A 13,234-nucleotide genomic window follows, 5' to 3' on the forward strand; every position below is an offset into this window, starting at 1 on the left:
AGGGGAATTCGACTCAATTCGCCCTCTTAAATGACAGCTGTGATTTTAATCCTATTACTGGGATATGGTTATTTTAATTACTGTTGCCATATCGTCGATTGTAGTCGAGGGCATTGTCAGGAAAAGCCCATTTTCCGATTGTTCCCATGCAATCTTGCTATCACTCCCCAACACGGTCACAGATTCTATGGCGGGTACATCGAGAATTTTTTCTTTGGCAAAAGATTCCAACATGATTTGCTGGTCAGGGGTGGTCGCTCCCATTACGATGGCGTAAATAGTATAATCCTTGGTAGTGTACCGAATATCTTCGCTGGAGTATTTTATTTTGTGAAAGAGATCATGATTTTCAAAATGGCCCGTGGGTTCTTTAGTAGGTCCTTCGCCAAAGGTGTACCAAGCTTCCGTACTATAAATTGCTTCTCCATATTTTTTTAACCAATCTCCCATTTCCAGGAGGCCTTCCACCTGATTGTTTGGAATGGTGCCATCGGCTTTGGGGGAGATGTTCAAAAGGAGCACACCATTTTTACTGACAATGTCTATGAGCATATGAAGGATATCCTGGGATCTTTTGACACCAAGATCTTTGGTATAACACCAGCTGCCATCGCTTATGGTGGCATCCGTCATCCATGTTTTGGTTCCTATGGTGTTCTTTCTAGATTGCTCAAGATCTTCAACGCTCATGTTCAGCGGTAGATCGTGCTGTTTTCTTACAATTACGGCTTCTTGGTCTTTTTTATGGGCCTCGTTTAGGTAGTAGGCAGCAAAGTCCTTTCTATACGCTTCCGGAATGTCGCCAAGCACATAATCAAACCAGACAATATCAGGGCTATAGTTATCAATGACCTCCTTTAATTTTCCTAACCAAATCTCTTTGTACCATTTCTCATGCGCTATATTTCCATACATTAATTGTAGGTCTGGGTCACTTGATGTGGGCGGCATGCCTTCAAAATATGGGAAATGGCTTATGCTAATATCTTGTCCAATGGCGGTGGCCCGCTGCAGGTTTTTGGCATGATGAAAAGCGGTTATAAATTTCAGTCCCTTGCCCTTGATTGATTTCTCCAATTCTCCCGTTATGTCCCTATTGGGTCCTGTGTCCATGGTATTCCAAGGGGTGATTTTACTGTTCCACATGGCGTAGCCATCATGGTGTTCCGCAACAGGTCCCGCAAACTTGGCACCCGCATCCACAAACAACTGTGCCCATTTATCCGCGTCAAACTTTTCTGCCTTGAAGAGTGGGGCAAAATCGTGATAGCCGAATTCTGAAGGGTGACCATAGTTTTCCAAATGATACTTGTACACAGGGTGATCCTCGAAATGCATATGTCTGGGATACCACTCGTTGTCAAATGCAGGAACGGAATAAAGCCCCCAATGGAAATAAATCCCCAATTTGGCTTCCTTAAACCAGTCAGGAGCCTCGTTATGACCACCTAAGGAGGACCAATCTTCACTATAACTTTCTTGGGTTTTTGGCATCTCTGGTTCAGAAGAGTGGCTCTCATTTGCTACTTCCTTGCAGGATGTGATTGATAGTAAAATGGTAAGAACCAGGATTTTTGGTAATGCTAGTTTCATGATTTGACTGGTTTTTGAATACGCAGGAAGTTGGCCAAGGCGTCCTTCATACTGTTATTGATGATACTTTTTAAATAGCTTGACACCGTCTCTTGAACACCTTGTATTTGGGTTAAGTCCTGTCCCCAAAACTCTTGCTTGGAGAGCGTATTTTGAACAATGTTTTCCAAATTGTCCGAAGCCCAATGGTGCTTGAAAAATTCGAGAATTTTTGGGTCGTCCCTCAATGGAATTGGTTCCCCGTCCCTTTCTCCTTTGTAAAAGGCCATCAGGGAAGCAAGCGAAAACAATAAGGGGAGGGGCAGTTCTCGTTTTCTCTTGATGTATTCCAAGAGCGAAGGCAACACCCTTGTTTTAAATTTAGAAATGGAATTGAGTGAAATGCTGATCAGGGCATGTTGCAAATACGGATTTCTAAATCGATCAAGTACATCATTGGCAAACTGCTGCACTTCATCTTGTGGTAAATCCAACGTGGGGTATATGCACTCGAAAATGACCGTTTGCAAAAAATTCCCGACCACGGGATCCTCCACTGATTCCCTGACATGCTCAATCCCGTATAAATAGCCCACTGGAACCAAGCTGGTGTGTGCTCCGTTCAGAATTCTCACTTTTCGGGTTCGATAAGGTTCCATGTTGTCCGTAAAAACAATATTCAATCCGCTTTCCTTTGCTGGAATGAGGTTTTCGAGAAATTCAGGCCCTTCAATGACCCACAGATGAAATTGTTCACCTTCCACGACCAAATTGTCCGTATACCCCAGTTCTTGGGTAATGGTTTCCATTCTGTCTTTGGGATACCCAGGCACAATTCGATCTACAAGGGTGTTGCAGAAAACACAATGATCGTCAATCCAAACTTTAAAATCTGAACCCAGTTCCCATTGCTCTGCATATTTATGGACTATGCGCTTAAGATTGTCCCCGTTCCTATCAATGAGTTCGCAGGGAATCACGATCAAACCTTTTTCCGCATCCCCATTGAAAGTTTCAAATCGCTTAAACAGTAAGGCGGTTAACTTCCCTGGAAAACTGTTTTGTGGGGTATCTTCCAACTGATCATTGGGGTCGAATGAGATTCCAGCTTCTGTAGTATTGGATATGATGAATCGTAAATCTGGATTTTCGGCATTGGCCAAATACCCCTGGAAGTCCAGGTATGGATCTATGCTCCTTTGTATGCAGTCAATGATCTTATGCTCGCTTAAGACTTTTCCGTTTTTAATCCCGTTGAGGTAAAGTGTATATAAACCATCTTGTTGGTCTAACAGATGGACCAATCCTTGTTGAATAGGTTGCACCACAACTACGCCAGCATCAAAATCGGATTTTTTGTTCATCTCATGCAGCATCCAATTGGCAAAGGCCCTTAAAAAGTTGCCTTCTCCAAATTGCAGCACTCTTTCGGTATAGGTTGGTACGGATACCGTGTTTCTATTTAGTTGTTTCATGAATGTTTCTTATAAAGAAATCCCTCTTTTCCAAGGGATGAAATCATTGTGGCCTTTTAGTACCGATTTAGCTTCAACCAAGCCGCTGGCCACTTGGATTATGTAATCCAATATTTTCTCTCCCATGGATTCAATAGTGTCTTCGCCGGTAATTACCGTTCCGGCATTCATGTCAATTATGTCGTTCATTTTTTGGTACAGCTTGGTATTGCTGGAAAGCTTTAGAACGGGAGCAACTGGGTTTCCCGTTGGTGTTCCCAAGCCCGTCGTAAACACAATTATATTGCATCCAGACCCGGCAAGGCCTGTTGTACTTTCCACATCGTTTCCGGGGGTGCAGAGCAGATTTAATCCTGGTTTGGTAATTTTTTCCGCATAATCCAAGACTTCTACTACAGGAGAGGTTCCGCCTTTTTTGGCTGCTCCTGCAGATTTCATCGCATCTGTAATAAGGCCATCCTTGATGTTTCCTGGGGAAGGATTGCTTTCAAAACCAGAACCTACGGCGATGGCAGATTCCGAATACGCTTTCATTAGGGACGCAAATTTTTTAGCATCCTTTTCATTTTGACATCGATCTATAAGATTTTGCTCAACCCCGTTCAATTCTGGGAATTCGGCGAGGACTGGGGAGCCGCCTAAAGCGGTCAACAAATCCGATGCATAGCCTAGAGCGGGGTTGGCAGATATGCCTGAGAATCCATCCGAACCACCACATTCCAAACCGAGGGTTATTTGGCTCAAGGGAGCTGGCTCACGTTCTATTTTGTTGGCTTCCATAAGTCCAACAAAAGTCAATTTAACGGCTTCTGCAATAAAATCACGTTCACTTTTGCTTTGTTGTTGTTCCAAATAGGAGACTGGTTTTGTGCCTTTGGGGTTTATGGCCGCAATGGCTTTTTGCAGCATCTCGATCTGGGCATTTTGGCATCCCAAACTCAGCACGGTTGCGCCTGCAACGTTGGGGTTGCTGATATAACCGGCAAGCAGGTTGCAAAGTACCTGGGCATCTTCACGGGTTCCCCCACAACCGCCATCGTGTCTCAAAAACTTAACCCCATCCACATGGGGGAATAATCTGTTTTTTGATGCTTCTTCCTTGGATAAAACAACAGGAGTATCCAGAATTTCTTGGGTAGTTGCCCCTTTTTTGTACTTCGAGATTAAAGCATCCGTATCTACACTATAATCTTGTTTGGTCTGATAGCCCAGTTTTTCTAGCAAAGCGGCCTCCAAAATGTCAACATTACGGTTTTCGCAAAAAGTCAAGGGAATAACTAACCAATAATTGGCCGTACCATAGCTCCCATCCGTTCTTGGATATCCCAGGAAAGACCGTTGTTTAAACTTGGAAACATCTGGTGGGCTCCATGCGACTTTCTTTGTTGGAGTTCCATATTTGGCTGAAGCGTGTACCACATTTTGTGTTGTTATGGCCTCCCCAGCCTTGATGGGAACAACTGCTTTTCCAATCAGCACTCCGTACATATGGATCTCATCCCCCACATTAAAATCCTGTGAGGCAAACTTATGTTTGCTCTTGATGTTTTCCTGGAGTACGGTGGTACTACCATCCAAGTTTATGGACATTCCATGGGGCAGGTCATTTATGGCGACAACAATGTTGTCACGTGGGTCAATCTGCACATAATCTTTTGCCATAATTTTTATTCTATTTGAAATGTCCTTCTATTCCTAATTGAAAATCATTCATTGTTAAAATGCACCACAGCTTTAATGGTGCCATATTTGGGGTCTAGCCAATGGTCAAAGTTGGCTATCATCTCAGTATATGGAACTTTATGGGTTATGAAAGATGCCGTAGGGAATTGGTTCATAATGTTGATTACTTGCTTAAAATCCTCCAAGGTGGCATTACGGCTACACATAATGGTAGCTTCCTTAGCATGAATCTTGGGATGATTGTAGGTAAGGTCCCCTTTGGATAATCCCACGAGGACAAACCTTCCTCCGTGGGCCATATACTCCGGCCCTTTTTCCAAGGGGAATTTGGCACCTGTTGCATCAAAAACTGCGGTGCATAGATTTCCATTTGTGATGGCCTCAATTTTTGCCAAGGGATATTGGGAGGCATTGATGGTGTAATCGCAGCCAATGGTGTTCTTTACGTATTGCAGCCGCCCTTCATTAATATCCATTGCAATCACTTTTGCACCCATGATCTGCGCCTGCTTTAGAATTCCAATACCTATAGGGCCACATCCCATGACTGCGATGGTTTCGCCGCTTCTAATCTGTGCCCGTCTTAGGGCATGTGCGGCAATGGCCAGGGGTTCAATGATAGTTACTTCGTCATCTGTTAAACCCCCAACTGGTAGAAGAATATCTGAAGGAACAACAATTTGTTCCTGCATTCCGCCATCGGTATGCACTCCCAAAACATTAATGCTGGTACAGCAGTTGCTCTTGCCATTAATACAGGCAATGCACTTTCCGCAACTGAGATAGGGCATTACCCCAACTGTATCGCCAACTTTTATGTTCTTGGAATTCACGCCAATTTCCAGCACCTCTGCACATAGTTCATGTCCCAATATTCTTGGATAGGTAAAAAATGCCTGATTCCCGGCATATGCATGCAGATCGGTACCGCAAATCCCAACACTTTTAATCTTAAGCAGGGCTTCGTTTTTCTTCCGTACAGGTACGCCTTTTTCCTTTAGGGCAAATTGGCCAGGTTTTTCACAAACTATGTATTGCATATGCTTTTAGGATAACACCAAAATAATGATAATGTAATCGATTACACAAAAATATATAAATATAACTATCCTGCACAGCATCCTGTCAAAGACTTTCAAAAAAAATGCAGAAACAGCTTGGTTTTCAAGCCGAAAGAGCGTCATGTTATCTTAGAACACCTTGGGTAATAAAAGCTCAATGCAGATTATTTTTCCCAAATCTGATAATGCCCATCCCGAATCTTCAGATTAAAGCCAATTTCTTTTAAAATTTCCTCACATTCCTGGGCTTCTTCTTCCGTTAGGATTCCAGCAAAAGGATGGATCTCAAAAAAGATATGCTTAAAGGCTGAAATCTCCTGTTTAAAATTGCGGAGCAAACTCAATTCCCCACCTTCAATATCCATGACCAAGGTGTCAAAGTCGATGTTGTACTTTTCCTTGAGGTCAGTAATGGTAAGGCCCTTGATTTCGGTTTTTACCGGAGTTTCCCGTTTGGTGCTTCCACCCACAATAAGCTTATGGATGTAAAAGATATTGCTCTCGGTAGGGGAGACGATGGAATTTTCCAAATGAAAATGACAATCATTGGCTTCCCTATTTTTTTCTATCCAGGGAATTAGATTGGGATTGGCCTCAAGAGCCACATGTTGGTCTTTTTCAGCAAGAATATTGTTGACGAGGCAAGAAACGTATCCCAAACAGGAACCCAATTCCAATACTTTGGCGTTGGGCGACAGGTATTTTGAAAGATATTTGGCTTCCTCTTCCTCATATAAATCCAAGGCGAAGCGGCCTCGGAATTTAAAATCAGTAAGGTCAAAAGGAATATGGAGTACTACCCCGGCATTTTTGTAGGTCTTGGTGAAAAGAGAGAAATAGATACCGCCAAATAGCAATCGAATTTTCTGAATTCTTCGTTGAATCTTGTTTTTTATATAATCCAACCAAGTAGAGCTGTCATTATTCATGTATCAAAGATTTCGGAGTATATAGCCGCTCAACTTTATGACTAAGCTTGGTTTTAAAGGTACAATAACCAACTTAAAGATAATTGCCTTCCAATGGTACAGCCTTTTAAGTCATTTATGTGGATTGACTTGCTCCTTTTTCCTAAAGTGCAAATTATCAAAATTGAAATCATCATTAGGAACCACCAACTTAAACCCCATAATATTTTGATTTTTATCCATTTCAAACACCACTTCTCCTGAAGGTAAAAATGTATCCTTGAATTTTACCTTAACCTTTGGTTGTCCAAGAAAAAAAGCCTTCCAGACAGCTTGTCCTTACTGGGCACTAACTCCAAGATGGCATCTGAGTTCACCATTTTGACTTGGGCCTGCCCATAGACTTTGTCTTCAAACACCCCGCAATATTTAGCAAAGCTACTTGGAATATTGGGAGAAATTTGAATGTTCTCCTCTCTATCCCAAGAATAACTAAAGTAAGTGAAGTACTTTCTATTTTGCGACCAATCCGTAAGTTCTGGATTTATGATATAACTGGAAATCATATTCATCAACCCCTCATTGATCATGGTAATCTTATTTGTCAGAACTACGATGCCGATTTTTTCTTCGGGATATAGGGCCACAATGGACTTGTACCCTGGCATTCCACCTCCATGGTAGAGCACCTTTTTTGAATCCTCATAATCTATATACCATCCAAACCCATAGCTTCCAGAACCTCGATTGTCCAAAGGTATTTTTGGACTTGTCATCGTCTCAAAGTTATTTCGGGAGAGTACTTGTTTCTTGTTTAATGTCCCCTTATTAAGACACATTTGAATCCACAACAACATATCATCAATGGAGGAATTAATACCCCCCGCTGCTACGGCGTTGTCCAAACTCACTGGAATAATGGGTTTATTCGCAATATGAGGTCGGACGTATTTTGGACTTTTGGTCAATTCTGAGAACTTGGCAGAACTGCCTTGCATTCCAAGCACATCAAAGATTTTGGTTTGCATAAACTCCTCCCAAGGCATTCCGCTTACTTGCTCTATAATTTTTCCCGCCACCAAATACATGACATTGTTGTAATTAAAATCGAGTCGGAATGAACCTTTAATGGGATAATGCCTTATTTTTTCAATGACTTCTTGTGTTGTGTGGTTGGAGCCGTACCATAGCAAATCCCCATCAAATGCTCTTAACCCTGACCTATGGGCCAACAGGTCGCTTATCATAATTTCCTTTGTGATCCAAGGGTCACTGAGTTCAAAGTCTGGTAAATGCTCTATTACTTTATCGTTCCAATTCAATTTTCCCTCGTCGACAAGTATTCCTATTCCTGTCGCGGTGAACGCTTTGGTACAGGAAAGAATAGGAAAAACAGTTTGGGTATTGATGGGATGACCCTGCTCCAAACTTGTAAGACCATACCCCTTTTTAAAAACAACCGAATCTTTGTGTATCACACCGATGGCCAGCCCTGGAATATTATACTCCTGATCAGAAACCAGTTTGGATATATACGCATCCAACGAATCAGTTGCTATGGATTGACCCCAAACAGAAAAGGGCAAAAGTAAGAGAAATGTGTGCAGCAACTTCATTTAAGGTGTTTCTGTCTAAAGGTACTAAACTTGGCTATGTTGAGGATTAGGGCAATCCTTGCATTTTAAGAAATATGCTACATTTTGGTTGGGATGTATTAATTACTATCCTCCCCATCTGTCAGCCAAGACAAGGTGAAACGAGTAAAGACATTTTCCGAATAGTCGTCCTTTTCAAAGAATAGGCCAATATCCCCATTGTCCAAAACGGTCATGGAGGAATAGGCCGAACCACCGGCATAAATGGTTTTCCCTTTGGACCAACTTTTTCCTTCATCATAACTGATGTGTACCGTCAGATTTTTACGCTCATCCTTATTGTTAGCATGGGCAAACAACAGCCGTTTTTTGTCGCCTCCATCCTTTTTGGAACTATATCTTACGATACTTGCATTACAACCTGGATCCACCAAGGTCTCGTCTGGCACAGAGGTCCAGGTTTTCCCTTCGTTAGTCGAAGTATGGACAAACCTTGTACCTAGGCCATTAACTCGGCTATTGATCATCCAGCTACCATCAACCAGTTCCATTACCTTGGATTCGTCTCCAGGGGATATTGGATTGTCCATCAAATACCAACTCTTTCCATGGTCGTCACTTCCAAATAGATAAAGGCCTTTTTCCAAGTTCACCAAAGTATGCAAGAGTTTACCATCACGGGTTTGAATACCGCGGCCAGATGTGATAAACTTAAAATCGTGATGCCATTCCCGTTTTGTGATTTGCGAAGTAATGTCTATGGGACGGCTCCAGGTTTTACCATTATCGGCACTCTTGATGTACTTTAAATAGTATATGTCCTTTTCTTTGTCCAGATCCATAAAATTGAAGAACATGAAAATTGTACCGGTCGCTTTGTCCATGATCATGGATGGATCCGACGCGGATTGACCCTCGGGATAATCAACCACCCTTTCTATTTCCGTCCAAGAGTCACCATTGTCAACACTGCGACGGATAACAATATTGATATCCTTGCTCCATTTCAAATCGCCACAAGACGGCACTCTTTCGTCAATGGCGGCGATCAAATCCCCGTTGGGTGCGGTAATCAATGCAGGTATCCGGTAGCAGGCTATTTCGGTTTCGTTTTTGGCATCGAACAAGTTCTGAAACTCTGGAATCTTTGGCTCGACGGCTTTTTTTTCAGCTTGGGTAAGAAATTGAAGGCTCTTCTTTATAAAATCTTGCTGATAGGTACCGTTAATGGCAATATGTCCTGTATTTGGAACGACCCACAGTTGGGACTGAGGCAAGTTTTGATACAAAGCTATGGCCGGTTCTAAGCCTAGAATTTTGTCACGATCTCCCTGAACAACCAGCGTACGGATGTTGATTGCTTGCAATGCTTCTTCGCTCAATGCTATGTTGTAATTGAGATTGGAGTCAAACAAAGCCCTAATCTGATTTTCCCCTCGGAAATGGGTCTTATTCAGTTCTTCAATGAATGCAGGTGGCAGGTTTTCATAGGAGAATGCGTTATTCGGATTGTTTTTACGTCCGTCAAAATTATGGGATGCCCCAACCAAAATCATGGATGCCAATTTATCCGGTCTGGCATTGGCCATTTCCAAAAGTGTCAACCCTCCATAGCTCAACCCAATGGCATGAACTTTTTGCAGTTTCAGCGCATCCAAAAGTGCCAAAACGTCCTCGGAAGCCTTTTTTATAGTAAAATCGGAAGTGATTTGGGATGATTTGCCATGACCGCGAAGATCCAGGGCATACACTTCAAAATGCTCGGCATAGCTTGAAATGTAATCGGACCAAAACTTTGAAGATTGTGTCCAACCGTGCAATAGTAAAAGGGGTTCCCCGCTACCGTAAACTTCATAGTGGATTTCAATACCATTTACTTTTATAGTTTCCGATTTTTTGGGTTCTTGTCCCAAACAGTTCCCGGAAATCAACGCTAATAATAAATAAGTTATAAATTTTACCATCTTGTTAGAGATTTAGCTATTCAATTGATTCCACAATCTACCGCCAATTCTTAGTTGCTCATTTGATATGCATCAACACTTATAAGATCAGTTTTTTATCTTTTTGATCCATGGGTAAAAAGCTGATGTCCAAATAGCCCCCACTAGCGTTGTCATCAGACACTATTTGAGGTTTCCCTTTAACCATTTCAATAGAATTTCTATGGATATGTCCTGCAAAAATCCCTAGTAGGTTTGGGGCATTAAAAACCTGTTTATGAAAACTAATTGTTGTTTGGGTGTGTCCACTTGCTGGCCATTTGGGACGCCTCTCCAGTTCATGATTGCTATCCGTGGCAGCGCCCCAATTCGGATTTCCGCAGCCAAACCAAATGCTCTTTCCAGGTGCATATAGTGGAATATGAACCAGGAGAACCAGTGGAATGCCACTAGCAACTTGTTCGTTAAAGAAGGCCAATTGCTCCTCATTAATTTGATAGGTGGAATTATCAATGGCCAAGAAACGTATGCCCTTAATATCATAAGCCGCCATCAACGGATGGTTGCCTTGGTACAATGGTTTTAACCGTTTTTCGATCCACCTATCCCGCAAAGTCTCCAGAGTGCCTTGCATACCTTCATAATGCCAATCGTGGTTACCGGCAATGTAGATGTACGGAATTCCGGTTTCTTTCAATTTGGATAGTACCCACTCTATTGCAGCTTCGGAAGGAAAACTAAATAGATCCCCCACCAAGGTGATTACATCGGCATTCACCTCTTTTGCAAACTCCAGTGTTCGTTCAAAAGCTTCCTCCGGATGCGTTTTTGCCCCTGTTTTAAAATGTGTGGTTTGATTATAGGCCCTTGCCATTCGATTGCTGTACTCCTGAAATGGCATTCCCCTTTCGTCATCTTTGAACAAATGGGTATCGGCTATATGGACCACCCTAACCGACTCATGAATTACATTGGCGTAAAAGAACACCTCTTCCTGGTCTACGGTAGCGCATACCTTGGCCTTCTTGCCTTTCTTTTTGGTTGATTTTGTAAACGAACTGGTGGCAAGTCCAAGCCCTAAAAAGCCAACAGAAACTTTATTGAAAAAAAATCGGCGTTTCATAATGTTCTTAATTATAGGATTACATTTTCATTGACCCACTAAATCTGTTTGATCAAAGAAGGGTACATCCACAGCTAACGGTTGTTGTCCAATTTATAAAAAAGCGTGGGCTTACCTTCTATCTCTTTATCCTCCACCAATTGCATTTGCAGTCTATGGCAAACTTTAACGGAGTCTTGATTGGGGGTGTCCATGGAAGCTTTGATATAATCAAACTGCAAGTCCTCAAAGGCATATCGGATAATTTCCTGTGAGGCTTCCGTTGCATAGCCCTTGCCTGTAAATTCCGGTAGTAGTGCATACACCAATTGGGGAAGTGCTTCTTCAAAAAAGAACCAGAACCCGATGTAGCCCATATAAGTTTGGCTAGAAGCATCCAGTATTTTCCAAAGGCCCCATTTTTCTTTCTCAAATTTGGCGCCCACTTCTTGGATGATCCCTTCGGAAACCGCGGCCGGGATCTCTTCATTGTCCCATAAATACTTTTTTACATGGGGATTGATATTGGTTTCATGAAAAATCTTGGTGTCCTCCCCTGATAGGGGAATTAGTTGTAATCGTTGGGTGCTGAGTTCCATAGAGGAAATTTAGGTCTTTGGTTGTTTTTCTTCCAAGATATTGTGTTCGGAAGAAAGGGCTTTTATTTTTTGGATTTTGTGTGGCCAGGGTTTGTTTATTGCAGCAGCCAAAACAGACCAAGCAACACTAAAAGTACAAACACGAGACTAAGGGTGGAAAGAATCCACATTCTTTTTTAATCTTTAAGGGCAGCCTTTCTTATGGATTTCTTGATGCTGTCCAATTCCGTTTCGCTTACCGTTTTAATATCCAGCGGGACTTTTTAGTACTTCATTTTCTTTGTTTGCCAGATGCTATAATAAGTATAGTTGCAAAACTAAATATAGTATTATACCTTTGCAATAACGGTCAAAAATGATAGTATAAAATTCATGGAAACAGCAGAACGTAAAATGCTCAAATTCAGGGGGAATGACTATCCTTGTTGCACAAGTTTAACGATGGGAATCATTGGTGGCAAATGGAAAACAGTCATTCTTTTTCATTTAATGAACAATAAATTAAGATATAATGAATTAAGAAAATCAATGCCTACCGTAACCGAAAGAACATTGAGCCTACAATTAAAAGCTTTGGAGGAAGACGGATTGATTAAGCGTAAAGTTTACACTTCAAAGCCACCGTTAAAGGTGGAATATTCTTTAACCGATTTTGGTAAAACTTTAATTCCCATAATCCAATCCATTGCAGATTGGGGCGATTTTGTTGTTGAAAATTATTCGAAGTAGTGTGTTCTGGTTGCGATCAGTGGTCCCTGCCATGCTATCTCCCCAATATTTTTCGTGGAGACTAAAAATGACCATTGTTGGCAACTTATTCTATTTGGCCCATTTTATTTTTACGGCGGATATTTTATCCAATTCCAATCGGTTGCCTGTTATTTTTTTAAACCCATTTTTAAGATAAAAAGGCAAAGGAGAGCTATAAATTTCGCCATTTTTCTTTTTATCCGTGCTATGGTCTATGACCCAACCATTTAATTCGTTCTCTTTTTCTTTGGCAAGCTCCAGCATTTTGGAGCCAATCCCTTTTCCATGGATTTGGGAGTCCAAAATTATGGCAAACCATTTCTCGTTATCACGTATAAAGTCAAAATACCAGCCTTTTATTTTTTTGTCTTCATCAATTAAAAGTATATGGGATGGATCCTTTAGATTTTCAAGGTAGGTGTCAAATGCTGCCATTGATTTGTAGGCTAGTTTTTCTGGATATTCATTGTTCCACAAGGCCATAAGCTGAACTTTTTCAGATTGTGCTAGTGAAGAACGTTTGATGAATTCCATTTTGTGGTATTT

At 41.6% G+C, this 13,234-nt stretch carries 11 protein-coding genes; 1 reads left to right on the forward strand and 10 read right to left on the reverse strand.

Features of this window, described 5'->3' with window-relative positions:
- Positions 1-54: 54 nt before the first annotated feature.
- The 9 genes from ACOOE0_RS08485 to ACOOE0_RS08525 form a co-directional block, all read right to left on the reverse strand.
- On the reverse strand, positions 55-1,593 hold the full coding sequence (locus ACOOE0_RS08485; RefSeq protein WP_420402039.1) for an alpha-L-fucosidase: 1,539 nt from the start codon (positions 1,591-1,593) through the stop codon (positions 55-57).
- Positions 1,590-3,047 carry a tagaturonate reductase gene (locus ACOOE0_RS08490; RefSeq protein ID WP_420402040.1) on the reverse strand — a complete coding sequence of 486 codons (1,458 nt, stop codon included), beginning with the start codon at positions 3,045-3,047 and terminating at the stop codon, positions 1,590-1,592. Before ACOOE0_RS08490 ends, ACOOE0_RS08485 begins: the two co-directional genes overlap by 4 nt.
- 9 nt (positions 3,048-3,056) lie before the next feature.
- Complete coding sequence (locus ACOOE0_RS08495) at positions 3,057-4,709, reverse strand: UxaA family hydrolase (protein WP_420402041.1); 1,653 nt, start codon at positions 4,707-4,709, stop codon at positions 3,057-3,059.
- A gap of 44 nt (positions 4,710-4,753) precedes the next feature.
- A complete protein-coding gene (locus ACOOE0_RS08500) occupies positions 4,754-5,770 on the reverse strand; it encodes a zinc-binding alcohol dehydrogenase family protein (RefSeq protein WP_420402042.1) in 1,017 nt (338 codons plus the stop codon).
- Between the two features lie 185 nt (positions 5,771-5,955).
- Positions 5,956-6,720 carry an FkbM family methyltransferase gene (locus tag ACOOE0_RS08505; protein ID WP_420402043.1) on the reverse strand — a complete coding sequence of 255 codons (765 nt, stop codon included), beginning with the start codon at positions 6,718-6,720 and terminating at the stop codon, positions 5,956-5,958.
- Between the two features lie 266 nt (positions 6,721-6,986).
- Positions 6,987-8,315, reverse strand: coding sequence for a serine hydrolase domain-containing protein (locus ACOOE0_RS08510; protein ID WP_420402044.1), 1,329 nt, complete (start codon positions 8,313-8,315; stop codon positions 6,987-6,989).
- A gap of 98 nt (positions 8,316-8,413) precedes the next feature.
- Positions 8,414-10,258 carry an alpha/beta fold hydrolase gene (locus ACOOE0_RS08515; protein WP_420402045.1) on the reverse strand — a complete coding sequence of 615 codons (1,845 nt, stop codon included), beginning with the start codon at positions 10,256-10,258 and terminating at the stop codon, positions 8,414-8,416.
- Positions 10,259-10,337: 79 nt separating this feature from the next.
- A complete protein-coding gene (locus tag ACOOE0_RS08520; RefSeq protein ID WP_420402046.1) occupies positions 10,338-11,360 on the reverse strand; it encodes a metallophosphoesterase family protein in 1,023 nt (340 codons plus the stop codon).
- A 74-nt stretch (positions 11,361-11,434) separates the two neighbouring features.
- The gene (locus ACOOE0_RS08525) at positions 11,435-11,938 is read right to left on the reverse strand and encodes a GNAT family N-acetyltransferase (protein ID WP_420402047.1); all 504 of its coding nucleotides are present in this window, start codon (positions 11,936-11,938) and stop codon (positions 11,435-11,437) included.
- Positions 11,939-12,310: 372 nt separating this feature from the next.
- Between ACOOE0_RS08525 and ACOOE0_RS08530 the strand changes: the two genes are divergently transcribed.
- The gene (locus ACOOE0_RS08530) at positions 12,311-12,667 is read left to right on the forward strand and encodes a winged helix-turn-helix transcriptional regulator (protein ID WP_420402048.1); all 357 of its coding nucleotides are present in this window, start codon (positions 12,311-12,313) and stop codon (positions 12,665-12,667) included.
- A 90-nt stretch (positions 12,668-12,757) separates the two neighbouring features.
- Here the strand turns inward: ACOOE0_RS08530 and ACOOE0_RS08535 are convergent, their stop codons facing one another.
- Complete coding sequence (locus ACOOE0_RS08535; protein ID WP_420402049.1) at positions 12,758-13,222, reverse strand: GNAT family N-acetyltransferase; 465 nt, start codon at positions 13,220-13,222, stop codon at positions 12,758-12,760.
- Positions 13,223-13,234 lie beyond the last annotated feature (12 nt).

Origin of the sequence: Flagellimonas sp. (genome assembly GCF_965215805.1) — a bacterium.
Taxonomy (GTDB): Bacteria; Bacteroidota; Bacteroidia; order Flavobacteriales; family Flavobacteriaceae; genus Flagellimonas.